This window comes from Microbacterium psychrotolerans, assembly GCF_031085295.1.
GTDB classification, from domain to species: Bacteria; Actinomycetota; Actinomycetes; order Actinomycetales; family Microbacteriaceae; genus Microbacterium; species Microbacterium psychrotolerans.
In genome coordinates, this window is sequence record NZ_JAVFWO010000001.1 from 396,400 (window position 1) to 421,461 (window position 25,062).

20 protein-coding genes are annotated in these 25,062 nt (G+C 70.9%); 14 read left to right on the forward strand and 6 right to left on the reverse strand.

Translation table 11 applies throughout. The features are described from left to right. Positions 1 to 394: 394 nt before the first annotated feature. Positions 395 to 1,111, forward strand: coding sequence for a CDP-alcohol phosphatidyltransferase family protein (locus tag Q9R08_RS01685; RefSeq protein WP_308866078.1), 717 nt, complete (start codon positions 395 to 397; stop codon positions 1,109 to 1,111). Between the two features lie 10 nt (positions 1,112 to 1,121). Here Q9R08_RS01685 and Q9R08_RS01690 read toward each other — a convergent pair whose 3' ends face one another. Beyond that, the gene (locus Q9R08_RS01690) at positions 1,122 to 2,321 is read right to left on the reverse strand and encodes a hypothetical protein (RefSeq protein WP_308866079.1); all 1,200 of its coding nucleotides are present in this window, start codon (positions 2,319 to 2,321) and stop codon (positions 1,122 to 1,124) included. Next, on the reverse strand, positions 2,318 to 3,460 hold the full coding sequence (locus Q9R08_RS01695; RefSeq protein ID WP_308866080.1) for a glycosyltransferase family 4 protein: 1,143 nt from the start codon (positions 3,458 to 3,460) through the stop codon (positions 2,318 to 2,320). The genes Q9R08_RS01690 and Q9R08_RS01695 overlap by 4 nt, the downstream gene beginning before the upstream one ends. Positions 3,461 to 3,574: 114 nt before the next feature. On the opposite strand from Q9R08_RS01695, the gene Q9R08_RS01700 reads away from it, so the two are divergent. After that, positions 3,575 to 4,129: a DapH/DapD/GlmU-related protein gene (locus Q9R08_RS01700; protein ID WP_308866081.1), complete on the forward strand. Its 555-nt coding sequence runs from the start codon at positions 3,575 to 3,577 to the stop codon at positions 4,127 to 4,129. Beyond that, positions 4,126 to 5,229 carry a glycosyltransferase gene (locus Q9R08_RS01705; RefSeq protein ID WP_308866082.1) on the forward strand — a complete coding sequence of 368 codons (1,104 nt, stop codon included), beginning with the start codon at positions 4,126 to 4,128 and terminating at the stop codon, positions 5,227 to 5,229. The genes Q9R08_RS01700 and Q9R08_RS01705 overlap by 4 nt, the downstream gene beginning before the upstream one ends. A gap of 13 nt (positions 5,230 to 5,242) precedes the next feature. Here the strand turns inward: Q9R08_RS01705 and Q9R08_RS01710 are convergent, their stop codons facing one another. Then, a complete protein-coding gene (locus Q9R08_RS01710; protein ID WP_308866083.1) occupies positions 5,243 to 6,826 on the reverse strand; it encodes a hypothetical protein in 1,584 nt (527 codons plus the stop codon). A 118-nt stretch (positions 6,827 to 6,944) separates the two neighbouring features. On the opposite strand from Q9R08_RS01710, the gene Q9R08_RS01715 reads away from it, so the two are divergent. Then, on the forward strand, positions 6,945 to 8,558 hold the full coding sequence (locus Q9R08_RS01715) for a tyrosine-protein kinase domain-containing protein (RefSeq protein ID WP_308866084.1): 1,614 nt from the start codon (positions 6,945 to 6,947) through the stop codon (positions 8,556 to 8,558). A gap of 4 nt (positions 8,559 to 8,562) precedes the next feature. Next, the gene (locus Q9R08_RS01720) at positions 8,563 to 9,126 is read left to right on the forward strand and encodes an arsenate reductase/protein-tyrosine-phosphatase family protein (protein ID WP_308866085.1); all 564 of its coding nucleotides are present in this window, start codon (positions 8,563 to 8,565) and stop codon (positions 9,124 to 9,126) included. Positions 9,127 to 9,136: 10 nt separating this feature from the next. Here Q9R08_RS01720 and Q9R08_RS01725 read toward each other — a convergent pair whose 3' ends face one another. Beyond that, positions 9,137 to 11,053 carry a glycoside hydrolase family 71 protein gene (locus tag Q9R08_RS01725; RefSeq protein ID WP_308866086.1) on the reverse strand — a complete coding sequence of 639 codons (1,917 nt, stop codon included), beginning with the start codon at positions 11,051 to 11,053 and terminating at the stop codon, positions 9,137 to 9,139. 384 nt (positions 11,054 to 11,437) lie between these two features. Here Q9R08_RS01725 and Q9R08_RS01730 point away from each other — a divergent pair, with 384 nt between their 5' ends. Together Q9R08_RS01730 and Q9R08_RS01735 are read left to right on the forward strand one after the other, a co-directional pair. Further along, the gene (locus tag Q9R08_RS01730) at positions 11,438 to 12,145 is read left to right on the forward strand and encodes an SGNH/GDSL hydrolase family protein (RefSeq protein ID WP_308866087.1); all 708 of its coding nucleotides are present in this window, start codon (positions 11,438 to 11,440) and stop codon (positions 12,143 to 12,145) included. Positions 12,146 to 12,274: 129 nt separating this feature from the next. Then, entirely contained in the window at positions 12,275 to 12,748 is a 474-nt protein-coding gene (locus Q9R08_RS01735; protein ID WP_308866088.1) for an FAD synthase family protein, read from the forward strand. Between the two features lie 42 nt (positions 12,749 to 12,790). On the opposite strand, the gene Q9R08_RS01740 is transcribed toward Q9R08_RS01735, so the two are convergent. Then, positions 12,791 to 13,948, reverse strand: coding sequence for a glycosyltransferase (locus Q9R08_RS01740; protein ID WP_308866089.1), 1,158 nt, complete (start codon positions 13,946 to 13,948; stop codon positions 12,791 to 12,793). Between the two features lie 149 nt (positions 13,949 to 14,097). Here Q9R08_RS01740 and Q9R08_RS01745 point away from each other — a divergent pair, with 149 nt between their 5' ends. The 7 genes from Q9R08_RS01745 (at position 14,098) to Q9R08_RS01775 (ending at position 23,140) form a co-directional block, all read left to right on the forward strand. After that, a complete protein-coding gene (locus tag Q9R08_RS01745) occupies positions 14,098 to 14,355 on the forward strand; it encodes a glutaredoxin domain-containing protein (RefSeq protein WP_308866090.1) in 258 nt (85 codons plus the stop codon). 58 nt (positions 14,356 to 14,413) lie between these two features. Next, entirely contained in the window at positions 14,414 to 15,262 is an 849-nt protein-coding gene (gene kynA / locus Q9R08_RS01750) for a tryptophan 2,3-dioxygenase (protein ID WP_308866091.1), read from the forward strand. Continuing rightward, on the forward strand, positions 15,262 to 16,242 hold the full coding sequence (locus Q9R08_RS01755; protein ID WP_308866092.1) for an amidohydrolase family protein: 981 nt from the start codon (positions 15,262 to 15,264) through the stop codon (positions 16,240 to 16,242). The genes kynA and Q9R08_RS01755 overlap by 1 nt, the downstream gene beginning before the upstream one ends. Continuing rightward, positions 16,229 to 17,491, forward strand: coding sequence for a kynureninase (locus Q9R08_RS01760; protein ID WP_308866093.1), 1,263 nt, complete (start codon positions 16,229 to 16,231; stop codon positions 17,489 to 17,491). The genes Q9R08_RS01755 and Q9R08_RS01760 overlap by 14 nt, the downstream gene beginning before the upstream one ends. 220 nt (positions 17,492 to 17,711) lie before the next feature. Continuing rightward, positions 17,712 to 19,208 carry an MFS transporter gene (locus Q9R08_RS01765; protein WP_308866095.1) on the forward strand — a complete coding sequence of 499 codons (1,497 nt, stop codon included), beginning with the start codon at positions 17,712 to 17,714 and terminating at the stop codon, positions 19,206 to 19,208. Positions 19,209 to 19,457: 249 nt separating this feature from the next. Continuing rightward, on the forward strand, positions 19,458 to 21,353 hold the full coding sequence (locus Q9R08_RS01770) for an aldehyde dehydrogenase family protein (RefSeq protein ID WP_308866096.1): 1,896 nt from the start codon (positions 19,458 to 19,460) through the stop codon (positions 21,351 to 21,353). Next, positions 21,350 to 23,140: a GMC family oxidoreductase gene (locus Q9R08_RS01775; RefSeq protein WP_308866097.1), complete on the forward strand. Its 1,791-nt coding sequence runs from the start codon at positions 21,350 to 21,352 to the stop codon at positions 23,138 to 23,140. The genes Q9R08_RS01770 and Q9R08_RS01775 overlap by 4 nt, the downstream gene beginning before the upstream one ends. A gap of 112 nt (positions 23,141 to 23,252) precedes the next feature. On the opposite strand, the gene Q9R08_RS01780 is transcribed toward Q9R08_RS01775, so the two are convergent. Beyond that, positions 23,253 to 24,854 (reverse strand): DEAD/DEAH box helicase, encoded by a 1,602-nt coding sequence (locus tag Q9R08_RS01780; protein WP_308866098.1) that lies wholly within the window; start codon positions 24,852 to 24,854, stop codon positions 23,253 to 23,255. Positions 24,855 to 25,062 lie beyond the last annotated feature (208 nt).

Below are 25,062 nucleotides of genomic sequence, written 5' to 3' on the forward strand. Positions count from 1 at the left end.
ATCGCCACCTGCCAGACAACGCCGTTGGTCTGCCAGGTCGGCAGCGCATCCGCGCTGAAAGGCAGATCAGGCGAGAGGGCTTTCGCCTCTTCTGCGGGTGGTAAAGCGATCAATCCGATCGCGAGCGCCGCAACAGCGGCGAGGCTCGCGAAAAAGCGAGTACGCACGTCAACCCCGATTCCCAGAATTCGAGACCGGTGCCGCACCTCCCCAGTGGATCACCGGTCCGCCCACAGGCTCCCGTCCGCGGGCACACGTGCTGTCGCTGCGCTTTCGGCATCATCGTCGGGTGCAACTTGCCAGTACGCTTGACCGAGGAGTTTACACGACCAGGCGTCAGACGGCAGGGTGGATTCCGATACTCGTGCCAGAGTGTGCGGGGACAGTGGGGGACATGTCCGGCCTGACCTTTCGCGAAGCCATGGATTCCTTGTCGAGCTCGCAGAAGAGCCGAGTGGGCGTCTCGCTGTATTCGCGTTACATCAACCGTCCCGTAGGACGGGTCCTTGCGGCGGCAGCCGCCTCCACCGGGGTCTCCCCCAACGGCGTGACCGCCGTCTCGGCGCTCTGCACCGTGGTGGGTCTGGTCGTGCTGGTGATCAGCCCCGTCGGCTGGGTCACGGGTCTGGCCGTCGCGATCCTCCTGGTGCTCGGATTCGCCCTGGACTCCGCGGACGGCCAGGTCGCGCGACTGACCGGGCGCGGCAGCCTCGCAGGAGAATGGCTCGACCATGTCGTCGATTCCGGCAAGATGGTCGCCGTCCACGCCGCGGTGCTCGTCGCGGCAGCGACACAGGGGCTCCTGACGGGGGCGTGGCTGCTCATCCCGCTGGCCTACATGCTCGTCGCGGTCGTGCTCTTCTCCGGGATGACGATCTTCGAGCTGCTCCGCCGGACTCGGCCGCACCGGACCGACCCACCCAGGTCACCTTCGGCAGTCCGCGCGGTCGGCCTGCTCCCCGCCGACTACGGGATCCTCGCCCTCGCCTTCCTCCTGTGGGGGGCGTCGCAGGCCTTCTTCGTCGTCTATGCCGCTCTCGGGGGCTTGACCGCTCTCATCACGGTCGCTCTGCTGCTCAAGTGGTTCCGGGTTCTCAAGGGCACGAGCTGACCGACGGCGGCTACGGCGCCTCGCGTGTGTCGCGTCGGTAGTAGAACACCGCCACGGGGAGGAAGAGGAGAGGGGCCGAGATCGCGTTCGCGCCGAATCCGAGCACGAGACTCCACTCCTCCCCTCCGAGCGCGTAGCCGATGACGAACCCTGCTGTCGTGGCCACGGCGATGCCGATGCGGACCAGAGTCACCGCCGATTGGTGATCGAGCACGCGCAGCACGATGCCGTGGATGCCCGCCCATCCCGTCAGGATCGTCGACGCGCCGACCAGGACCAGCCCCAGCAGGAGGTCGGCGCGGTCGACACCCGCAGGAGCCCAGCCGCTGACCCAGACGAGGGCCACGAGGAACGCGACGCCCGCGGTCGCGAGGAGCCCGAGGCGGATGCTGGCGCGCCACCCGCGGGCGATGATCGCCGACGCCTGCCGGTAATCGACATGCGTGGCGCCGTCGGCGACGATGTTCGTCGTCGTCGCCGCGAAGGCCAGGTTCAGCGGTCCGAGCAGGGTCTGCGCGAGCCGGACACCGCCGATGAGATCGTTCGCACCGGAACCGGCGAGGACGAAGAGGGGCACCGAGACGATGAACTGCCCGACGGCGAAGTCGAGCGTCTGCCAGGCGGCGGACGACCTGTAGCGGCGGTACGGGTAGACCCCCACGCGGAGCGGGACCTGCGGGAGCACCACAGCGGCCGCGATCGTGCACGAGAAGCCGATCGCGAGCATGAACGACAGCGGCGTGGCGGCGAGAACCGGCAGCGCCGTCGCCGAGACGAGCGTCACGCGCACGGCGTCTCCGGCTGCGACGGCCCAGCGGCGACTCGAGCCGATGGCGCGATATCGGACCCAGTCGTAGAACACCGGAACGGCGCCGGCGACACCGATGATCGCAGCGTCGCCGGCGGCGACCCCGCCCGAGCTGATCGCGATCGCCCCCACCGCGAGAGCCGACAGCGAGGAGACGACGAGCATGTACCGCGCGGGCACAAGCGAATGCGCGTCGGTTCGCTGGAAGATCAGCGCGGGCTGGTAGAGCGCCGCTCGGGATCCCCCGACCGCGAGCGCACTGGCCAGCGTGATGATCGCGAACGAGGTGAACGCCGCCGGATCCATGCGGATCGCGGCGATCAGCATGGGCAGCGCCCCCGCGGCACTCGAGAGGATCTGTGCGACCGTCAGCGGACGGGGGAGCCGCGGACGGGGGCTCATCCTGCCGCCGCTCGGATCGCGGCTTCGAGATTGGCGCCGACCGCCTCGACACTGAAGCGACCCGGCGGCGCAGCCGCGATCTCCAGCTGCTCCGCGAGGTGCGCGTCGTCCTGCAGGAAGGCCGCAAGGGCCCCTGCCAGCGCTCGAGGCTCGACGGGATCGACGGCGACGGCGGCGGCCCCCGACTCGATGATCTCCTCGGCCGCTCCGTCTCGTGTCGACAGCACGACGGGACGCCGCGCGTTGACGGCCTCGAAGCCCGCGAGCGACCGGTAGTCGCCCTGCGTCGGACAGATCACGACGTGCGCGCGAGCGTAATCGGCAGCCACCTCGTCGTGCGGCCTACGCCCGTGGAAGCGGACCCTCTCGACGAGCCCCAGCTCGACGACCTGCCGTTCGAGCGCCGGGCGCTCAGGTCCGTCCCCGACGACATCCAGTGTCCACTCGCGTACGTGCTCGGGGAGGACGGCGAGCGCGGCGAGGAGGAGGTGCAGCCCCTTCCTGCGCTGAAGGCTGTTCAGGAACAGGAAGCGCACGGGGTCGCCGTCGTCGACGGCCGGCGGGGGGTCCTCCCCCGGCTGTGATGTGAGGTACGGCCCCACACGCAGCCGTTCCGCACGGATGCCGAGACGCTCCCGCGCGTAGCGCGCGGTCCGCTCGTTGCTCACCAGCACGATGTGCGACCGACGTGCGAAGATCCGCTTCACCGTGGTCGCGAGTCGACCCTCCGCGCCGCCGCGGAACGACGGCTCGGACTCGATCAGCTGCACCACCCGGCGCCGCCGGAGGTGCGCTGTGGCGGCCGAGACCAGTGCCGTCGGAGTGAACTCGACGACGATGACGACATCGGTGGGGCGCCGCAGCATCCGCCAGACCGCCCGGGGAGTCGGCACGCGGAGGTTGCCCGTATACGTGAACTCCCCCACCCGGCGGTCGCGTCGGCGCACCCAGAAGCGCAGGTCCGGAGCGAGCGGAAGCTCGGGGTACCGCTCGAGCGGATAGCCCTCTCTCACGAGGACGGCGGCCTCCGGGAACCTCCGGGCGAACTGCCCGAGCACCTCACGGAAGTAGGCCAGATCGTCGCCGAACCCGAAGGCGCCGCTCACCCACACCGCTCGCAGTCGATCGGACCCTGTCACCCCGGCCCTCCCTCGACGGTGTGATGACCGCGACAGCAGGGAGCGGTCCGCGAGGTGCGTGCGAGTGATCATATCGCTGACCCGCGGAAATCACGCGTGGCTAGGATGTCGCCCATGGGGGGACGACGCAGTCTTGCCGGTTTCACAGGCGCCGGCTACGACAAGGGGCGCGGCATCGCCTGGCAGGCGGCATGGCAGCTCGCCTCCAGCCTTCTCGTGATGCCCTGGTTCGTGCCGCCCAAAGTTCGCGTCAGGGTGCTGAGAGCATTCGGCGCCACGATCGGCCAGGGCGTGAACCTCCGCTCCGGCGTCCGCGTCCACTGGCCGTGGAAGCTCGTGATCGGCGACGACTCCTGGATCGGCGAGCGCGTCTGGATCCTCAACCTCGAGCCGGTGACGATCGGCAGTGACGTCTGCGTCTCACAGGGCGTCTTCCTCTGCACCGGGAGTCACGACCGACGCTCCGCGACGTTCGAGTTCGACAACGCGCCGATCACGATCGAGGACGGAGCGTGGATCGCGGCGCGGGCGACCGTCCTGCGCGGCGTGAAAGTCGGCCGTGATGCGGTCGTCGGTGCCACGGCGCTGGTCACATCGGACGTGGAGCCTGAGTCGATCGTCCTCGCCCCGCGCGCATCCGTTCGCGACCCGGCGGAGCCGGCCGCGTGAAGATCCTCGGAGTGGTGACGCTGCTCAGCCCATCGGGCGAGTACGGCGGACCGACTCGGGTCGCGGTCAATCAGCTCCGCGCGCTGCAGGACAGGGGACATCAGGTGGTGCTCGCCGGGACGCACCGCGGGTTCGGGGGCAACGTCCCGACCGAGATCGAAGGCGTACCGGCCAAACTCTTCCCGGCGCGGACACTCTTACCCCGGACCGGGTTCGCCGGGCTCGGCTCCCCCGACCTGTGGAGAGCCGTCCACCGCCACGCCCGGGAGTTCGACGTCGTCCACGTGCACGCCGCGCGCGACCTCGTGACGCTTCCCTCCGCGCTCATCGCGCTCCGCCGGGCGGTGCCGATCGTCGTTCAGACGCACGGCATGATCGACGAGACGAGCCATCCGCTCGCCGTTCCCCTCGACCTGGCGCTGACCCGGCCGGTGCTGCGCCGAGCGCGGATCGTCGCCTACCTGACCGCGCGGGAGCGCGCGTCGCTGGAGGTCGTCTCCCACGGCGAGGCTCGACTCGAAGAGCTGCCCAACGGGGTTCCGCCGGAAGCGGCGGCAACGGCAGCCGGCCCGGCGCGGGTGCTGTACCTTGCTCGCCTCGCGCCCCGCAAGCACCCGGTGGCGTTCGTCGAGGCCGCGGCGCGCGTCGCGTCCGAATTCCCCGACGCAACGTTCGCGCTCGTCGGACCGGATGAAGGCGAGCGCGCGTCGGTGTTGAGGACGATCGCCTCCTCCGGAGCGGCCGATCGCATCGCGTGGGAGGGTCCTGTCGGCATGAGCGGGGCGGCGGAGCGGATGCGGCAGGCCACTCTGTACGTCCTGCCGAGCGTCGACGAGCCCTACCCGATGGCGGTGCTGGAGGCGATGTCGGTCGGGCTGCCCGTCATCGTCACCGACACCTGCGGACTCGCTCCGTTCGTGCGTGAGCACGATGCGGGCATCGTGACGGACCACACCGTCGACCGCCTCGCCGACGCGGTGCGCACCCTGGTCGCGGATCCGGAGCGCGCCGCAGCGATGGGCATGCGAGGTCGGGATGCGGTGCGCGCGGAGCGCAGCATGGCGGTCATCGCCGAGCGTCTCGAGCAGTTCTACCGGTAGGACACCAGCGGCCTCACGGGGGCCCCGGCGCATTCCGGATCGATGCCGGCGGTGGGTCGGCAGCGGCCGCATCGGGGGCGGGCTGTGGCGGCGGACCCGGGTCGGGACCTGCCCCCTCCCGTTCCCGGGCACCGACTACGAGCAGGATGCAGAGGACGGTGAGGAACAGCGCCCCGGTCGCCTGCAGCAGCGATCCGCGCAAGAGGATCGTCATGAAGACGGGGAGGATGGCTCCGGCAATGGCCCAGACCCCGCCCACGCGCAGGGCCGGGACAATACGGCTGTCCATCGCCCGAAGCACGAGTCCGAGGAGCAGGAAGCCGATCACGACGGCGACGATGCCGCCGTTCACCAGCGCCTCGGCCCATGTCGGCGCCGACAGATTGTCGAAGGTGTATCCCCGGTACTCGGCCAGGAGGATGCCCGTGTCGGTGGGCTTGTTCGGCCAGAGGGCACGGGGGACCCAGAAGAGGGCGCTGCCGGCGAACTGGCTCATCGGCGCGACGAGACCGTCCACCCAGTAGGACAGCGCATTGGCGACCTGCCAGAACGCGTCGTAATCCGGATTGGACAGGTACTCGTCGAAGAACCCCGATCGGGTGCCCGACGCCGCGCCCACGCGGCGGAACGCGTCGGCGATCGGGAAGACGAACAGGAATCCGGCGATCGCCGCGAGCATCGTGATCCGCGCCCGTCTGCGCGTCCGCACGGCGCCGGCGTAGACCGCGAGAGCGAAGACGACGGTGCCGAAGGAATACCTCGCGCTCGTGATCGGATTGACGATGAGGAGAAGGATCACGGCTCCCGTGACGGCTGCCATCAGCGCCAGCCGACGACTCTGGGCACTGCTCGCGGTGCGACGCAGCTGGGCCATGGCGCCGACCGCGACCAGCATCGGGTAGATCCCGCTTGCATAGACGATGCTTCGGACCGCGGGGTCGGGCCATGCGGCGGCACGCGCCGCGGCCGCAGCATCCCGGCTTCCGAGCAGGGCGATCGCACCGAGCCTCCACAGGACGTAGCCGCTCAGGGCGAGGGAGACGACGAAGAGCGCGACGGCGCGCCAGCTGCTGACCGGACGCACGACAGCTCGCCGCCCGGCCGTCCGTCGACGTCCCTCGCGCAGCATGTACACCAGGCGTCCCACTTCGTAGCAGAACACGCCGAGCACGACCACCCCGGCCGTCGGCATGTCGAGCCCGGTGTCGACCCCGGGCGTCGTCGTCGACGTGAGTCCGGACAGGATCTGGGCGGTCGGAGCCATGCCCATGAAGATGTAGACGAACAGCCAGAAGAAGAAGTCGAACAGCCTCGGCGTTCCGCGCACCCACAGCAGCGAGAGACGGATGCCGGCCCAGACCAGGAGTACGAGTGTGACGGTCCAGGCGTCACTGCGTGGCAGATCCGCGACGTCGGCGATCAGGAACGCCGGGACCCCGGCCGACAGGACCGCCAGGGAGGTGACGAGCAGGAGGATGCGCAACCCTCGGCGCAGCTCGTCGTCCCCCGCGGGATCGGGAGCGCGATAGGCGACTCGCGTGCCGCCGGATCCCTCGCGGCGCGGCCCGGATTGCGACAGCTGATCGGTTCGCGTCATCGGCGCCGTCCACGAGGATTTCGGAAGAGCTGAGCGCTCAGTCCGAGAGATATAGCATTATAAGGGGATTGGGGAGAATTTCGGTTCGTTCTGCCCCTCGGCGTGATCGGACGAGGGTATGGAAACCAGGAGTCTGCTGCGGCTCATCCGCCACCACTGGGCGGTGGTCGTTTCGTGCATCCTGCTCGGCGTGCTCGCGGGCTGGCTGCTCGTCGTCTCCACTCCGCGCGAGTACACCGCGAGCGCGGACGTGTTCGTCACCGTCACGGGCGGAGCCAGCACCGGGGAGCTGGCGCAATCGTCGAACTTCTCGCAGTTGCAGGCTCGGAACTTCAGTGCGGTCGCAACCCGCGAGGTGGTGCTCGCCCCCGTCATCGACTCCCTCGATCTCGACGTCACGATCTCGCAGCTGCGCCGGCAGGTCACCACATCGGTGCCGTTGAACACGAGTGTCATCACCATCTCGGCAACCGACGAGTCCCCCGCCCGGGCGGCCGCGATCGCCAACTCGGTGTCGAAGTTCCTCGCCGAGGTCGTGCCATCGCTCACACCGCGCGTGGACGGCCAGTCGCCCGTCCGACTGCAGGTCATCGAGTCCGCCAAGCCCCCGACGGCACCATCCTCACCCAACATCCCCCTGCTGCTGCTGACCGGCCTGCTCGCCGGCCTCGTCGCCGCGACGGTGTTCGTCGTGCTCCGCGGCGTCGTCGACGCCCGCGTCCGCGACAAGGAGCAGATCACCGAGATCACCGGGCTGCCCGTGCTCGGAGTCGTCTCGTTCGACCGCCGCGCACAACGAGACCCCATCGCCGTCCTCAAGGCCGGCTCCCGGCGCGGCGAGGAATACCGGCAGCTGCGCGCCAACCTCCGATTCCTCCAGCCCGGCGAGGTCCACAAGGTCTTCTCGATCACCTCGTCCCGCCCCGGCGAGGGCAAGAGCGCGACAGCGGCCAACATCGCCGCCGCGCTGGCCGCGTCCGGCCTCGAGGTCTGCCTCGTGGAAGCCGACCTGCGCCGACCGACGCTGAGCGGCCTGCTCGATCTTCCCGAGTACTCCGGGTTCACCGACGTGCTCACCGGAGACATCGCACTGGAGGACGCGATCGTCAGCTGGGGCCCCGACGACCTCAAGGTCCTCCTCGCCGGCTCCCGACCCCCCAACCCCAGCGAACTGCTCGAGTCGACCGCGGCCAGCGCGGCACTCCAACGCATACGCGAACGCTTCGACGTGACCATCATCGACTGCCCACCCATCAACCCCGTACCGGACGGCGCCGTGGTGGCGCGAATGCTCGGCGGCGTCATCCTCGTCATCGGCGCCCGCGTGCTCCGCGTGCGCGAACTGCGGCGAGCACTGGACCGACTGACCTCCCTCGGGACGTCGGTCGAAGGGGCCGTATTCAACATGTCCCGCTCCCGAGAAGACGCCCGCTACGACTACGCCCCCGCCAAGGCCCCCACCCGCCCGACCGAGGACGACGTCGCGAACGCACCGTCGGAGGCAGGCCCGGGCGTCGGCGCCGCGGACGACGGCCCGACCATCGGCACGACGACGACACCGCCACCGCCACCGCAGGAGTCGGGCGTGCCGCATGCCGGCGAGCACGAGCCGGCGGTCAAGGGCGACTGGGCCGCGGACGAAAGGTCTGATCAGCGAGCGGGACGGCGCCGCCCGACGTCTCCCGCGCACTTCCCCCCGCTCAGCGCGGTCGAGTCGCAACGCGAGACGTGACGCCATGAGCGACGGGAAGGGTTCGATCCTCTTCGTCTGCACGGGTAACGTGTGCCGGTCACCGTACCTCGAGTGGGGGCTGCGGGCCGCGCTCGAGTCTGCGGGTGGTCCCGTGATCCGGCTGACGTCGGCGGGGGTCGCGCCGCTGCTGGGCCACCCCATGAGCAGCTACTTGCTCGAGCGCCTCCGGACCAGGGGAATCGACGCCTCGGAATTCACAGCGCGGGCGCTGACAGAGGGGATGGTGGCGCGGGCCGACGTCGTACTCACCGCTTCACGGGAGCATCGGGCACTCATCGTCCGGCAGATGCCGTCCGCGGCGACGCGGACGTTCACCGTCCTGCAGTTCGCGCGTCTCCTGCGCTACCGCCGTGCATCGGCGAGCGGTGCCGCAGACCTGCCCGCCCTGGTCACCCTCGCCCAGCAGGCGCGCGGCCTGGCGGGCGCTTCGACCGAGCACGACGATATCGAGGACCCTTGGATGCATTCCCGTCGGGTCTATTCGAGAAGCGCGGGAAAGATGGACGAGGTGCTCGAGGAGATCCTCGAGCACCTCGTCTCGCGATGAACCGCCGGTGCTACCAGCTGCTGACCGCGTAGTACTGCAGGTCCTGCACGTACGGCGTCGCCACGACCTGATACGGGGAGGTGACGGACTCCGCCGTCGCACCCGACCGGACGATCTTCGCCGACACGGTTCCCAGCTTCAGCGGCACCGTGTAGGCCGATACTCCGGCGGGCGCCGAGAAGCTGGTGGTCGTGCCACCGACCGTGATCTGCACCGTCGCTGCGGAAGGCAGCCACACCAGGGCCTCGACCGTGTCGCGAGCGGGCGTCGAGGTGCCGTCGAGCGCAGGCGCGCCCATCAGCGACTGGGAGTACGACGGCTTCGCATCCACGAACTGCGTGCGGTGGGTGAGCACGATGGCATCCGACGTGATCGCCGGCTGCGAGCCGGTGTGGAACCACGACGTGTAGTACCGCGTCAGATCCAGGAACGCCGAGCCGTGGTCCTGGGACGGGGCGACCTGAGTCGATTCGCTGTAGTCGTTCCAGGTCACGAGCTGGACGTAGTCGGCCTTCTGGGAGATCGCCCTGCTCCACTGCGCGCGGACGGACGCGGTGTTGTTCGCCTCAGCCCACGACTGCGAGTTGAAGCGGACGTCCTGCACCGCGACCGGCGCCATCCACGTCTTGCCGAGGGCATGGGCACGTGCCACGTTGTCGGGGCTGTTCAGCGTCGTGCGCTCCGTGCGCGTGCCCCAGTTGCCGAAGCCGTCGGCGATCGGAGCGTAGGCCTTGAAGTTGGCGTCGCTCGCGTTGTTGAAGACGGCCTGGAACGTGATGGGGAGCCCGTACTTGGTCTCCAGCAGGTTGATGACCTGGGTCCACCACGACACCGACGCGCCCTCCGCCTTGAAGCTGGACAGCACGTATTCGCCGTCCTCCTTGTAGGCCGGGCCGGACTTGTAGAGCTGGCTGAGCAGCGAGGCGGCCGTCTCGGGAGTGTTGGACGAGAAGCTCGACGACCCGTCGACCATGGGCACGACGGCGAACCCGCCGACCTGCGCGGCTGCCTTCATCAGGTTGACGGAGGCATCCCAGTTCTGGCCGCTCGCGCTCATCAGGTTGAGGGTGAAGCCGTCGATCCCCGCGGACTTGGCCTGCCGGACCTCGGTGGCGAAGTTGTCGACCCGCCAGGTCGTCGAGGTCGACACTCCGGGCGAGATCGGCCGGTCGCGCAGGAGGCCACCGACGGACGCGAACTTGCCGCCCTCACCATCCGGGCTGAGGTAGTTGCGGGTGTAGTAGTCGGTCGACTCGGTCTTGTTGTCGATCGACAGCGGGTACGGCACGAAGTAGTGCGCGAACACGAGCGGGCCGTCGGCGGGGGTCTCGGCAGGAGTCGTCGGCGAGGGCGCCGGCGTGGGCGTCGTGGACACCGGTGCCGTGCTCACCTCGATGCGAGGTACGTCGCTGTTGAAGCGCTCCATCCGAAGCTGAATGTATCGCTGGCTGTAGTTCAGTGCCAGGGCGAAGTCACCGGTCGTGGCGACCGAGCGGACGTCCAGCGGAATACGGAGCGTCTGCCCCTTCACCGCGGTCGCACTGGGCTGCGACACCGCGGATCCGGTCGTGCCCGGCTGGTTGTCGTGCGTCAGCGAGGTGGACTTCCACGAGGCGGACGTGGGGTAGGCGACGAGTCCGGGAGCGGTGGCGGTGGTGCTGTTCACCTTGACCACGAGCGTGGCCGACGTCACTTGGCGCCCGGCGAGTGCGTCGCCGTCGAACTTGAGGTACGTGCGGTCGGACGTCGCGGTCGCGCTCAGCAGACCGGACTGCGGCACCGTGGGCTGACGTGTCGTCGTCCACGCGGTGTCACTGGCGGTGAGGACGACCTGATCCGCAGCGTTGGCGGAGTCCGCGCCCGTGGTGAGCGGGATGATGGCGCCGGCCACCATCGCGGCGATGATGAACCCGCCCAGTGCTTTCACACGGCGCGTGAGACCGCGGGTCTCGCCCGTTGCGGGCTGGTTTCTGAGGCGGTGGCGTGGGGACGTTCGGAGATTCGGGGCATGGGGAGATGTCACGGGTGACTCTTGTCCTTCGTGGTTGATCGGGGCGGGCTGCGCCACGACCCCCATCGCGGCGCGATCCCCCAGACGAATACGTCACGTTAGCCGCGGGGCGCGTGCCGCTCCTAATCGAGAGCGCGTATATTAGGTGATTCTCAGAAACCGACGCGCCCGCGACACGGCAAATGCGGCCAAATCGTGACCGATTTTCGCTAGCATTTCCTCGTCGGCCGGTACCCGAAACCAGGCCGGGTCTGTCTGCGGGGGACGGCCATGCGAATGCTCGGTAGAGACGTCGGTGGTATGCCGCTGTGGGCGCTCACGCTCGTGATCGTCGCAGGCGTCGTCATCGCCGCGTTCTTGAGCAGCGGTGGCGCTTCACGCGGCAGGATTCCGCAGTACACGCCACCCGCCGATGCCGCCGTGCCGACGATCCCCGCGCCCATGCCGCTGGCCGTCTTCATCGGCGACTCCTACACGCAGGGAGCGGGAGGCGGCGGGGTACGGTGGCCGACCCTGGTCGGGGAAGCGCACGGATGGGACGTCGACAACCTCGGGCTCGGGGGGACCGGATACATCAGGACCTCTGACGCCAACAGCTGCGGGCGCGCGTACTGCGGGAGTTACGGCCAGACGATCGAGGAGATCATCGGCTCGCCGACGTACATCGTCGTCTCCGGAGGGCGCAACGACGTCGGCCTCCCGACGGCCGACGTCGCCGCGGCCGCCGACGCGCTGTTCGGCGAGCTCCGCGAGCGCTACCCGAACGCCATGATCTTCGTGATGGCCCCCTGGTTCGACGACGATCCGCCGCCGCCCTCCGCGGGCGAGTTCACGCAGGCGATCCAGGCGGCGGCGCTCGAGAATCAGCTCATCTACCTCGACTCCGGCCAGCCGTTGTTCGGCAGGCCGGACCTCATCTCCGAAGACGGGGTGCATCCCAACGCGGCCGGGTATCAGGCTCTCGCGGCGGCGGTCACGGGGGTTCTCGATCCTCAGCTGGCGCACTAGGCGGCCATCGCCCGATTCCGCTCGGCGCGCATCGCAGCGGCTCGGCCCTGTCGGTGCGGTCGGGTCTGCTGTAGGGTTCGGCGTACAGACCCGGCGTGTGGGACGCCGCGGGATTCACATGGGGGAATCATGGCTGTACGGATCGGCTATGCCGCTGGGGCATTCGACCTCTTTCACGTCGGACACCTCAACATCCTTCGACACGCCAAGGAGAACTGCGACTTCCTGATCGCGGGCGTCGTCAGCGACGAGATGCTCCGGCTCGTGAAGAAGGTCGAGCCGATCATCCCGACCGCCGAGCGGGTCGAGATCGTCCGGAGCATCACGTACGTCGACAGCGTCCACATCGAGGACGTGCCCGACAAGCTCGAGACGTGGCGCCAGCTGCACTTCACCCACTTCTTCAAGGGCGACGACTGGCGCGGCACCGAGAAGGGCGCCCAGCTGGAACGGGAGTTCGCTGCGGTGGGTGTCGAGGTCGTCTACTTCCCCTACACGGTGCACACATCCAGCAGCGCCCTGCGTCACGCGCTCGAGATCATGGCCGCATCGCACGCCCACGACGAGGTGCTCCCCGGGGGGCTCGCCGTCTCGCACGGCTGAGCAGGGCACGACCGGAGGGGCGGAGCCGCAGCATCCGGTCTCTTACAGCTCGCCGGGCTGCATGACCTCCTGGTCGATCTCCTCGACGAGACGACGCGCACGCGAGGGCTCGACACCGGGCTTGCGGGGCGCGTAGACGACCAGCGAGTGGAACAGGAAGCGCACGAAGAACGCCAGCACGAGGGTGATCGCCGTCGCCACGACGGCGGAGATGTGGCCGGTGGACACCATCACCGCCACGATCGGGATGCGCACGAGCGCTTCGGCGTTGTTGAACGTGAAGGACTTGGCGAACCTCAGCCACACGCCCGACGCGTTGTCGCGCATGTCGTCGAAGACGAAGCGCTCCTGCAGCAGGAAGTTGCCGACGATCGTCACCTCGGCGGCGACGATAGCGGCGAGGATGTAGTCCACGCCCAGCTGGGTGAGCGCCCACACGATCGCGACGTTCGCGACCGCGCCGAGGCCGCCGATCACCGCGAACAGCGACATCTTGCCGAAGCGCAGGGCGGTCAGCTGGGTGAGGAAGTGCAGCCCTTGCCGCACCGACGCCTTCGAGTCGCCGGCGTGCCGGTCGGCGAAGTCGAACGGCACCTCGGCGATGCGCATCGGCCGTCGGGCGAGGATCTCGAGCAGGATCTTGAACCCGCGCGGCCTGAGGAGCGCCTGGTCGACGCTGCGGCGGTCGATGAGGAAGAAGCCGGTCATCGGATCGGTGACCTCGCGCAGCCGGATCGGGAACATCGCGCGGGTCACCGCGGTGGACGACTTCGACACCATCACGCGCGTGCGATCGGCGAGGCCGTGCGCGGTGCCGCCGCCGGCGTAGCGGGAGGCGATCACCACGTCCACGTCGCCGTGCGAGAACCGTCGCCACAGCTCGGGGATCCTCTCCGGCGGATGCTGCAGATCGCCGTCGATGACCAGGCAGGCGTCCGCCGCGGCCGCCGCGAACCCCTCGAGCACCGCACCGCCGAGCCCGCCGACCGCCTTGTCGCGATGGATGAGGCGCACCGGCAGCGGGGCGTCGGCCGCCACAGCGCGGATCACCTCAGGGGTGGCATCCGTGCTGTCGTCCACGAACAGGATCTCGGCGTCGATGCCGCCCGGCACCGTGTCGAGCGCGGCGGTGACACGGCGAACGAGCTCCGCCACGTTGGGAGCCTCGTTGTACGTCGGGACGATGATCGACAGCTGCATTGCCGCATATCCTCCCATGCAGCACTGAACGGGGAGCAAACGGATGGGGGAAGGATGCCGCCGACCGCGCGGTGCCGGCGCACCCGCGCTGTCGCCGGCACCGCCCGGCGTCCGGCGCCTGCCCAGGATTGCCGGGTGAGAATGGAAGGATGACCTCCCCCTCGACCATCACCATGTTCGGCGCGGACTGGTGCCGCGACTGCATCCGCACCAAGAAGCAGCTCGACGAGCTCGGCGTCTCGTACACCTACGTGGACCTCGTGGCCGACCCCGCCGCCGCGGACGTCGCGCGCGACATCTCGGGCCGCACCAACATCCCCGTCGTCGTCTACCCTGACGCCTCGCACCACGTCGAGCCGTCGAACGCCGACGTGGAGATCAAGCTGCGCGAGCTCTCCCTCATCTGACGCCGGTCGCGCATGCGGACCCTGACGCCGCGGCATCCGTCGTCATTAGGCTGAGGCCGTGAGCGTCGAACGCAATACCCGAGCGATCGAGGGAACGGTCGTCACCGATTTCCAGGACCGCATGAGCTATGGCGGCTACCTCGATCTGCCCACGCTGCTGTCGGCCCAGCGCCCGCTCAGCGATCCCGAGCACCACGACGAGCTGCTGTTCATCGTGCAGCACCAGACCACCGAGCTGTGGCTGAAGCTCGTGCTGCACGAGCTCGGCGCCGCCTGCCGGCTGCTGCGCGAGGACCAGCTGGCGCCGGCGCTGAAGTGCATCGCCCGCGTGAAGCACATCCAGAAGACGCTGACCGAGCAGTGGTCGGTGCTCGCGACGCTGACGCCCGCCGAGTACGGGCAGTTCCGCGGCGTGCTGGGCAACGCCAGCGGCTTCCAGTCGGCGCAGTACCGTGCGGTCGAGTTCACGCTCGGGAACAAGAACGCCGGGATGCTGCGGGTGTTCGAGTCGGATCCCGCTGCGCATGCGCTGATTCAGGCGGCGCTCGAGGCGCCGAGCCTCTACGACGAGTTCCTCGGGCTGCTCGCACGGTCGGGGTATCCGATACTCGCGGCCGTGCTGGAGCGCGACGTGACGACGGCCTGGACCTACGCCCCCGAACTGGTCCCGGTGTTCACCGAGATCTACCGCGACCCTCAGACCCATTGGGCCGCGTACGAGACGTGCGAGGAGCTCGTCGACCTGGAGGACAACTTCCAGCTCTGGCGCTTCCGCCACCTCAAGACCGTCGAGCGCATCATCGGGTTCAAGACCGGCACGGGGGGCTCCAGCGGTGTGCCGTTCCTGCAGCGCGCGCTCGATCTGACGTTCTTCCCCGAGCTGTACGCGGTGCGGACGGAACTGTGATGGCCCACGACCCGGAGGCGCTGCGGGACCTGCTCGGCCCCGAGGCTGCGCTCTGTCACCGTGCGATCACGGGCGAGCAGGGCGTCTCGCTGCCGCCCCTCACCGACCACCATGTGCATCTGCATCTCATCGACGAGCGCGCGCTCGCCGCCGGTGGCATCGCAGGTGTCGTCGACCTGGGCGGCGACCCCGTCGCGCTCGCCCGCCGCGGCGACGACGGCATCCCGCGCGTGGCGTATGCCGGCGCCTTCCTCACCGCTGTCGGCGGCTACCCCGTCGGCCGTGCGTGGGCGCCGCCCGAGATCGCCCGCGAGATCGCCGACCCGTCGACCCACCCGGGCGTCCCCGACGGCGCGGCGACCGCGGTCGACGAGCAGGCGTCGTTCGGGGCATCGGTCATCAAGGCCTCGCTCAACAGCACCGCCGGGCCCGTGCTCGACCGCGGCACGCTGGCGGCCATCGTCGAGGTCGCGCGCGAGCGCCGGCTGCCGGTGGTCGCGCATGCGGAGGGCGACGGGATGCCGCAGCTCGCGCTCGACGCGGGCGTCGACGTCCTCGCGCACACCCCGTTCACCGAGTTCGTCGGGCGTGCGTTCACGGCCCACGCCGTGAAGGCGGGGCAGGTGTGGATCTCGACGCTCTCGATCCACGGCGACGATCCGGGGGCGGCCGAGTTCGCCCGCGTGAACCTCGCCGGGTTCGCCGCCGCGGGCGGCCGCGTGCTGTACGGCACCGACCTCGGCAACGGCGACCAGCGGGTCGGGGTGAACCCCGACGAGGTGGCGGCGCTCGACCGCGCCGGCATCCGTGGTGCGGCCCTCGTCGCGGCGATGGCGGATCCGTGGCCGTTCACCGATCCGCCGCCGGGCGTGTGCACGTTCGTGCCCGGCGCCCCGCCGTCAGGGCTCGAGGAGATCGCCGACTGGCTGCGCGGCGCGACCGTCGTCCCCACCGAGGAGCTCATCCATGACGACCACTGACACGGCCGGGACCACGACCTCCGATCTCGAGGCCGAAGCCGCGGCCCTCGACGCGGCCGATCCCCTGCGGACGCACCGCGAGGCGTTCGTCGGAGCCGAGACGTCGCTGGCCTACTTCGACGGCAACTCCCTCGGCCGGCCGCTGCGGGCGAGCGTCGAGCGGCTGACGGCGTTCGCGCGCGACGAGTGGGGCGGGCGCCTCATCCGCGGCTGGGAGGAGTCCTGGATGCAGCTGCCCTTCGACATCGGCGACGCCGTCGGCCGCGCCGCGATCGGCGCGGCACCGGGCCAGACCGTGATCGGGGACTCGACGACGGTGCTGCTCTACAAGCTCGTGCGAGCGGCCTTCGACGCCGCGGCCGCGGCCGACCCGGCCCGCGTCGAGATCGTCGTCGATCGCGACAACTTCCCCACCGACCGGTACCTCGTCGACGGCATCGCGGCGGAGCGCGGCGGGCGCGTCCGCTGGATCGACGTGGACCTGGCGGGCGGCGTCTCGGAGGAGGCACTCCGCGCGGCGGTCGGGCCCGAGACGGCGGTGGTGCTGCTCTCGCACGTCGCCTACCGATCGGGCTATCTCGCGGATGCCGCAGCGCTCACCCGGACCGCGCACGACGCCGGCGCACTCGTCGTGTGGGACCTCTGCCATTCCGCCGGCTCGGTGCCCGTCGAGGCCGACGCGTGGGACTTCGACCTCGCTGTCGGCTGTACGTACAAGTACCTCAACGGCGGGCCCGGCTCACCCGCGTTCGCCTACGTCGCGACACGTCTGCAGGACCGGCTCGCCCAGCCCATCCAGGGCTGGATGGGCACCGCCGACGTGTTCGCGATGGGCCCGGAGTACCGGCCGGCGGAGGGGATGCGCCGGTTCTTGTCGGGCACGCCGCCGATCGTCGGCATGCTCGCCATGCAGGACACCCTCGCCCTCATCGAGGACGTCGGCATCGCCGAGATCCGCACCAAGTCCATCGGCCTGACGGAGTTCGCCGTGCGCGTCGCCGACGAGCTGCTCGCGTCGCTCGGAGTCGTGATCGCCTCGCCGCGCGACCCCGCTGCGCGGGGCGGCCACGTGACGCTGTCGCACCCCGCGATGCGGAAGGTCACCGCGCGACTGTGGGCCCAGGACGTCATCCCCGACTACCGCGACCCCGGTGGCCTGCGCATCGGCCTCTCGCCCCTGTCGACGTCCTTCGCCGAGACGCTCGCCGGTCTGCGGGCGGTCGAGGCCGCTGTCCGCGCCGAGTCCTGAGGCGGCGAACCGGGCGCGGCGCGACCCGGACGGCATCCGTGTCCCAGAATCGGTCGCTACGCGCCGCAAGCGACCGAAGCGGGGACGCGATCGCGCGAATTCGGGACGCGATCGGGTCGATTCGGGACACGGACCATCACGCCGCGGGGTGCGGGAAGCACGGCCCTCGGTCGTCCACAGGGTGGACTCCGCGCGCGAGCCCCTCACCTACACTGGCGCGATGAGCAGTGACGCTCCCCGCGCACCCGAAGCCGTGGCATCCGTCTCCTCGGCGCGCCTGACGCGCGGCACCATCGCGCGCTACGCGACCGGATCGCTCGGGACGGGCGGCTTCTCGACGCTGCCCGGCCTGGTGCTGACGTACTACCTGACCGACTCCCTCGGGGTGGCGGCGCTCGCCGCCGGCGCGGTCATCACGGTCGCGAAGGTCTGGGACGTCGTCATCGACCCCGTCATCGGCGCCCTCACCGACCGCGACCTCGCGCGCCACGGCAGCCGGCGACGGCTGATGCTGATCGGCGCCATCGCGCTGCCGCTGCTGTTCGCGCTGACCTTCGCCGTGCCGCCGTCGCTCGGACCCGTGGTCGCGGGCATCTGGGTGCTGCTCGCGTTCACCTTCACCGCGACGGCGTTCAGCCTGTTCCAGGTGCCCTACATCGCGCTCCCCGCCGAACTGACGCCGAGCTACGACGAGCGCACACGCCTGCTCACCTGGCGCGTCGTGGTGCTGACGTTCGCGATCCTGCTGTTCGGCGCCGGCGGGCCGGCGCTCCGCCGCGTCTCGGACGACCCGTTCATCCAATACCTCGTGATGGGGGTCGTCTGCGGCCTCGTGATCGGGATCGGGATGCTGGTGGCCACCGGGGTCGCACGGCGCACCGCCGCGGCACCCGGTGAGACCGCATCCGACGTCTCACCGGAAGAGGGAGGCAGGAGCGCGGAGACGACGGGGATCCGCGAGCACTACGTGTCCGGCATCCGTGCCCTCCGCCGGAGCCGGCCCTTCCGCCTGCTGCTGTCGACGTTCGTGCTGCAGGCGCTCGCGACCGGGCTCATGCTGGCCGGTGCCCAGTACGTCGCGATGTGGGTGCTGCACTCGCAGGCGGCGGTCGAGCTGCTGTTCGTCGCCCTCATCGCCCCGGCTCTGCTGGCCGCACCGGCCTGGGGCGTCGTCGCGCGGAGGCTCGGCAAGGAGCGTACCTTCGCGATCGCGAGCACCGTTTTCGCCGTCGCGGCGCTGTCGATACTCGGCATGCTGTGGGCGCCCGGCGACTGGATCTACGTGCCCGTCGGCGTCGCGGGCATCGCGTACGCGGGCATGCAGTCGCTGCCCATGGCGATGCTGCCCGATGTGATCTCGCACGACGCGCGCACCGTGCCGATCCCCACGGCCCCTTCACCCGCCGCCGGCGCGCCGGTCGGAGCCTCCGGCGTCGGCCCAGCCGGGGTGGGCGGCGGCGGCCGAGCCGGGTCGTTCAGCGGCGTGTGGACGGCGGGCGAGACGGTCGGCTTCGCGCTCGGCGCGACGACCCTGGCGCTCATCCTCGCCATGACCGGCTACATCTCGTCGACGGGAGGTCAGGTGGTGGAGCAGCCGGATGCCGCCATCACCGGCATCGTCGTCAGCTTCAGCCTCGCCCCCGCCGTGCTCATCGGCCTGAGCCTGGTCACGCTCGCGCGGTACCCGCTTCGTCGGGCCGACATCGAGTCGCGCTGACGCGCACGACGCCGCCGGCGGAAAGGTGCGCGGCGAGGCCGGCACAGAGTCGGATGATCTCGCCGCCACGCCGCGCCGCGGAGTCGCAGCCCGGCGGGTCGCGCAGAGCCTCCGGTTTCGTCCGCGCACCGCGGGACCGCGTCGCAGGCACCGTGACACTGCGTGCCTCGGCGCTCACGCGGTGACGTAGGATCCCCCTGACGGACTCACCGCGCGCGAGTTCCGCGGCGCGAGTTCGAAGGAGAACCCATGTCCCCCACGTCCTCGACCACTCCCGCGAAGCCCCAGAAGACCGCGGCCAAGCGGCCCGCGGCCCGCGGCGGAGCCTCCGACCCTGCACTCCCCGACGACGAGCGGGCGGCGCTCGACGAGGCGATCACGCGGCTCGACGAGGGCGCGCGCGTGTGGGTCGCGCTGACGCTCGACCAGCGGGCGCGGCTGCTCGGCCGGGTGCGCGACGCCGTGGGCGCTGTCGCACAGGAGTGGGCCGACGCCGCGACGATGTCGAAGGGCCTCGAGCCCGGGCATCCGCTCTCCGGGGAGGAATGGCTCGGCGGCCCCTACGCCGTGATCGGGCTGCTCGACGCGCTGCGCAAGACCCTCGAGGACCTCGCGAAGGGCCGGAGCCCGCTCGACGGCGTCACCATCGACGCGGCACCGGGCGGTCGCCTGCGCGCGCACACGTTCCCGCTGAACGGCACCGAGAAGTTCCTGCTCTCGGGCTTCACCGGCGAGGTCTGGTTCGAGCCCGGCGTCACCGCCGACCAGGCCCGTCGCGACGCCGGGCTCGCGCAGCTGACGCCCACGGAGTCGGGCGGCGTGGGGCTCGTGCTCGGCGCCGGCAACGTCACCTCGATCCCGGTCGCCGATGTGCTGTACGAGCTCTTCGCGCACAACCGCGTCACGCTCCTCAAGGTCAATCCGACGCAGGACGCGATGGTGCCGGTGTTCGAGCGCGCACTGGCGCCGCTCATCGAACCGGGCTTCGTGCGCATCGTGCGCGGCGGCGCCGCGACCGGTGGGTACCTCACGTCGCACCCGCGCATCGCGCACGTGCACATCACCGGCTCGGCCGCCACGTTCGACGCCATCGTGTGGGGCGCTTCGACAGGCTCAGCAACCGGCGGCGGCGAAGCGACCGGCGGCGGCGAAGCGACCGGCGGCGGCGAAGCGGGCGGTGCCGGCGAAGGGGGCGGTGAGGGCGCGGCGACCGAGCGGGAGCCCAAGCTCAAGGTGCCGATCACGGCCGAGCTGGGCGGCGTCTCGCCGATCATCGTGGTGCCGGGTCGCTGGTCGGCCGCCGACCTGAAGTACCAGGCCGAGCACGTCGCGACGATGCGGCTCGTGAACGCCGGGCACAACTGCATCGCCGGCCAGGTCGTGATCGTCAGCTCCGACTGGCCGCAGCGGGCCGAGTTCCTGCGCGAGCTGCATACCGCGTACGCGGCCGCGCCCGAACGGCCGGTCTGGTACCCCCGCAGCGACGAGCGGCTCGAGGCCGCGGCATCCGCCTATCCCGACGCCGTCTGGTGCGCGGACCGCACCCGCGCGATCGTGGAAGTGCGCGGCGCCGCAGGCGGCGATCCCGTCGAGACCGTGGAGTACTTCGCCCCCGTCCTCGGTGTGGTCGAGGTCGGCGGCACCGGCCAGGAGTTCCTTGACGCGGCGGTGGCGCACGCGAACGAGAAGCTGACCGGCACCCTCGGCGCGAACATCCTGATCGACCCCGCCACCGAGGAGGCGCTGGGCGCGGGCTTCGAGCGCGCCGTCGCCGACCTCCGCTACGGCGACATCGCGATCAACACCTGGACCGCCTTCAACTTCCTCACCGCCCGCCTGACCTGGGGGGGGTTCCCCGGCGCGACCCTCGCCGACGTGTCGAGCGGCATCGGCGTCGTGCACAACGCGCTGCTGCTCGACCGCGTCGAGCGGTCGGTGGCGCGCGGGCCGTTCCGCCCGTTCCCGCGATCGGCGGCCGACACCCTCCGGCGCCGCGGCCTGTCGAGGGCCACCATCCTGCCCACCCCGCCGTGGTTCGTGAGCTCCCGCACCGGCGCCGAGGTGAGCGCCGGGCTCACCCGCTACCTCGTCGACGGCAAGGTACCCGGCCTGGTCAAGACGCTCACCAAGGCGATGCAGGCGTGAGGCGCGGCCGGCCCGCCGACCGCAGCGGCGGCTTCGGCGCCGACGGGCTGGAGGCCGACTACGTCGTCGTCGGCGCGGGGTCTTCGGGTGCGGCCCTGGCCGCGCGGCTCAGCGAGGACCCCGCCGTCTCGGTGCTTCTCCTCGAGGCCGGCGGACCCGACAAGGCGATCGAACTGCACGTGCCTGCCGCGTTCTCCAAGCTCTTCCGCGGCCCGTACGACTGGAACTACGACACCGTCCCCCAGCCTCAGCTCGAAGGCCGCACGGTGTACTGGCCGCGCGGCAAGACGCTGGGCGGGTCGTCGTCGCTCAACGCCATGATGTGGGTGCGGGGCTTCGCCGCCGACTACGACGAGTGGGCGGATGCCGCCGGGCCGACATGGTCGTGGGACGCACTGGTCCCCTACTTCCAGCGGGTGGAGCGCACCGCGGACCCCGCCGACGGCTCCCAGGGCACCCATGGCCCCCAGCCCGTCGAGCACCAGCGCGACCCGCGCACGCATACGGCGGCGTTCCTGGCCGCGGCGCAGGAGGCGGGGCATCCCGTCACCGCACCGAACCTGCCGACCGGCCAGGGCTTCTCGCAGACGATGGTGAGCGAGAACCGCGGTGCGCGCGCCTCGACCGCCGACGTGTACCTGCGCCCCGCGAAGCGGCGCTCGAACCTCCGGATCGTGACGGGCGCGCACGTCCGGCGCGTGACTTTCGAGGCCGACGCCGGCGATGACGTGACGGAGGGAGGGGATGTGAGCAGCGGAGGACCCGCGGCCGCGGATGCCTCCTCCGCTCGTCCCATCTCCTCCGCCCGTGACGAGTCCGGTGCGCGCCTGCCGCGTGCGACCGGCGTGTACGTCGACATCGACGGGATCACCCGCCACGTGCGTGCGCGGCGCGAGGTCGTCCTCTCGGGCGGCGCCGTCAACACGCCGCAGCTGCTCATGCTCAGCGGCGTCGGCCCGGCCGAGCACCTCGCCGAGCACGGCATCCACGTCGTCGTCGACGCCCCGGGCGTGGGCGCCAACCTGCAGGACCACCTCGTCGCGGGGCTCGCGCCCGCCGCACCGAGCGGCGGCACGCTGTACGACGCCGATAAGCCGGCCGAGCTCGTGAGGTACCTGGCGACGCGGAAGGGGATGCTGACCTCCAACGTCGCCGAGGCCTACGGCTTCGTGCGGACGGAGGTCGCCGACCGCGCGGGCGCGCCAGAGGGGCTCCCCGACATCGAGATCATCTTCGCCCCGGTGCCGTACGTCGGCGAGGGGCTGATCCCGACGCCCGCGCACGGCCTCACCGTCGGCGCGATCCTGCTGCGCCCGCGCAGCCGCGGGACGATCCGGCTCGCATCCGCCGATCCGGCCGTGCCGCCGCTCATCGACCCCTCGTACCTCTCCGACCCCGAGGGCGTCGACACGGCGACGATGCTCGCCGGGCTCGCCGAGTGCGAGCGTCTCATCGACACCGAGGCGCTGCGCGCGCTCACGACGGGTGACAGCGGACAGCCCATGGGGTGGGTGCAGCCCGAGGGCGGCGACCGCATGACGCCGGTCGAGCGCGCCGAGGTGTCGCTGCGCCGCTACTCGCACACGCTCTACCACCCCGTCGGCACGGCCCGGATGGGAACGGATGCCGCCTCCGTCGTCGACCCCGAGCTCCGTGTCCGCGGGGTCACGGGCCTGCGGGTGGCCGACGCCTCGGTGATGCCCACCGTGATCCGCGGCCACACGAACGCGCCCGCGATCGTGATCGGCGAGGTGGCCGCAGACCTCATCCTCGGCCGCCGCGTCTGACCCGCCCCTTCGTCTCACCGCTGGCGCTCATCGCCGACTCGCAGCCCGCGACGGTCACCGGAAACGACGAACCCCTCCTGCTCCGGGAGCAGAAGGGGTTCGAGGGAGTGTCTCAGCGACCGCTGCGGCGGTTCGTGCCGTTCGGGCGGACGACCGAGCCGACCATCAGCTTGCCGGTGCCCGTCGACGAGGCGCGACGCCCCTGCGTGCGCGGGTTGCCCGCCGGCTGAGCCGACCGGGTGTGGCCGGCGCTCTGGTCGTGACGCTGGTGCGAGCCCTTGTCGTACGCGCCGGCCGCGTCGCGACGCTGACCGCCGGAGGCCTGCTGACGCGTCGCGCCCTGCGCGGCCTGGCCGGAGCCGCCCTGACCGGAGCCACGGCGGCGACCGCCGCCGGCGCCCGAGCCGGATCGACCCGAACCGGAGCGACCCGATGCCTCAGCACCTTGGCGGTCGTCGCGCGCGGCGCGCTTGCGCTGGGCGTTCGCACCCTGGCTCGTGCCGCGCGGCGTCTCGGCGACCGGAACCGGCGTGACGTACGGGGCGACCTGGCCGACCAGTGCGGTGACCTCGGGCGAGGCATCCGTCACGGCCACCGGCTCGACAGAGATCGACGCCTTGCGCAGGAGCTGCGAGACGTCGCGCTTCTGCTCGGGCAGCACGAGGGTGACGACCGCACCCTCGGCACCGGCACGAGCGGTGCGGCCCGAGCGGTGCAGGTACGCCTTGTGCTCCATCGGCGGGTCGACGTGGATCACGAGCTCGACGTCATCGACGTGCACACCGCGCGCCGCGACATCCGTGGCCACCAGCACCTTGACGCCGCCCGACGAGAACGCCGCCAGGTTGCGGTCACGCGCCGCCTGCGAGAGGTTGCCGTGCAGGTCGACGGCGGGGATGCCCTGGCCGGTGAGCTGCTTCGCGAGCTTCTTGGCCTGGTGCTTGGTGCGCATGAACAGGATGCGGCGACCGGTGCCCGACGCGAGAGCCTTGACGACGTCCTTCTTGGCGTCGGCGTCGGCGAGCGTGAAGACGTGGTGCGTCATCGCGGCGACGGGCGAGTGCGCCTCGTCGACGGAGTGCAGCACCTCGTTCTGCAGGAAGCGGTTGACGAGCTTGTCGACCCCGTTGTCGAGGGTCGCGCTGAACAGCAGTCGCTGGCCACCGGCCGGGGTCGCGTTCAGGATGCGGGTGACACCCGGCAGGAAGCCGAGGTCGGCCATGTGGTCGGCCTCGTCGATGACGGTGATCTCCACCGCGTCGAGGCGCACGAAGCCCTGCTTCATGAGGTCCTCGAGGCGGCCGGGGCACGCCACGACGATGTCGACGCCGGCGTTCAGCGCCTGCACCTGACGGTTCTGGTTCACGCCGCCGAAGATGGTGGTGGTGGTGAGGCCGTAGGCCTTGGCGAGCGGGGCGAGCACCGCATCGATCTGCGTCGCGAGCTCGCGCGTCGGGGCCAGCACGAGGCCGAGCGGGCGGCCCTTGCGACGCGGGCCGCCGGCGAGCTTGCCGCCGAGGCGTGCGGCCATCGGGATCGAGAAGGCGAGCGTCTTGCCCGAGCCGGTCTTGCCGCGGCCCAGCACGTCGCGGCCGGCGAGCGTGTCGGGGAGCGTGTCGACCTGGATCGGGAACGCGGTGGTCTTGCCGTCCGCGGCGAGCGCGTCGACGAGCGGCTGCGGCACGCCGAGCGCGCCGAAAGTGGTTTCAGTCATGAAGGATCTCCGGGCATTCGAGTGCCCTGTCGGTGGCCGGGGCGTATTTCGCCCGCGGGTCGCCGTACGAAAGTCATCACCGGCATCGCGCGGTCGAACCGGGCGGCGGCGGGAGGGGAAGCGTTCTACGACGCAAGAAGCGCGAGAAGCGCTGCAAGACTACCCACCCTAGCAGTGCTCACCTGGGCGTTCTCCGGCGCCGCACTCG

Coding starts and splice junctions, on each gene's coding strand:
- Q9R08_RS01685 (WP_308866078.1), top strand. CDS start 395: ATGTCCGGCCTGACCTTTCGCGAAGCCATGGATTCCTTGTCGAGCTCG.
- Q9R08_RS01690 (WP_308866079.1), bottom strand. CDS start 2,321: ATGAGCCCCCGTCCGCGGCTCCCCCGTCCGCTGACGGTCGCACAGATC.
- Q9R08_RS01700 (WP_308866081.1), top strand. CDS start 3,575: ATGGGGGGACGACGCAGTCTTGCCGGTTTCACAGGCGCCGGCTACGAC.
- Q9R08_RS01710 (WP_308866083.1), bottom strand. CDS start 6,826: ATGACGCGAACCGATCAGCTGTCGCAATCCGGGCCGCGCCGCGAGGGA.
- Q9R08_RS01715 (WP_308866084.1), top strand. CDS start 6,945: ATGGAAACCAGGAGTCTGCTGCGGCTCATCCGCCACCACTGGGCGGTG.
- Q9R08_RS01720 (WP_308866085.1), top strand. CDS start 8,563: ATGAGCGACGGGAAGGGTTCGATCCTCTTCGTCTGCACGGGTAACGTG.
- Q9R08_RS01730 (WP_308866087.1), top strand. CDS start 11,438: ATGCCGCTGTGGGCGCTCACGCTCGTGATCGTCGCAGGCGTCGTCATC.
- Q9R08_RS01735 (WP_308866088.1), top strand. CDS start 12,275: ATGGCTGTACGGATCGGCTATGCCGCTGGGGCATTCGACCTCTTTCAC.
- Q9R08_RS01740 (WP_308866089.1), bottom strand. CDS start 13,948: ATGCAGCTGTCGATCATCGTCCCGACGTACAACGAGGCTCCCAACGTG.
- Q9R08_RS01745 (WP_308866090.1), top strand. CDS start 14,098: ATGACCTCCCCCTCGACCATCACCATGTTCGGCGCGGACTGGTGCCGC.
- Q9R08_RS01755 (WP_308866092.1), top strand. CDS start 15,262: ATGGCCCACGACCCGGAGGCGCTGCGGGACCTGCTCGGCCCCGAGGCT.
- Q9R08_RS01760 (WP_308866093.1), top strand. CDS start 16,229: ATGACGACCACTGACACGGCCGGGACCACGACCTCCGATCTCGAGGCC.
- Q9R08_RS01765 (WP_308866095.1), top strand. CDS start 17,712: ATGAGCAGTGACGCTCCCCGCGCACCCGAAGCCGTGGCATCCGTCTCC.
- Q9R08_RS01770 (WP_308866096.1), top strand. CDS start 19,458: ATGTCCCCCACGTCCTCGACCACTCCCGCGAAGCCCCAGAAGACCGCG.
- Q9R08_RS01780 (WP_308866098.1), bottom strand. CDS start 24,854: ATGACTGAAACCACTTTCGGCGCGCTCGGCGTGCCGCAGCCGCTCGTC.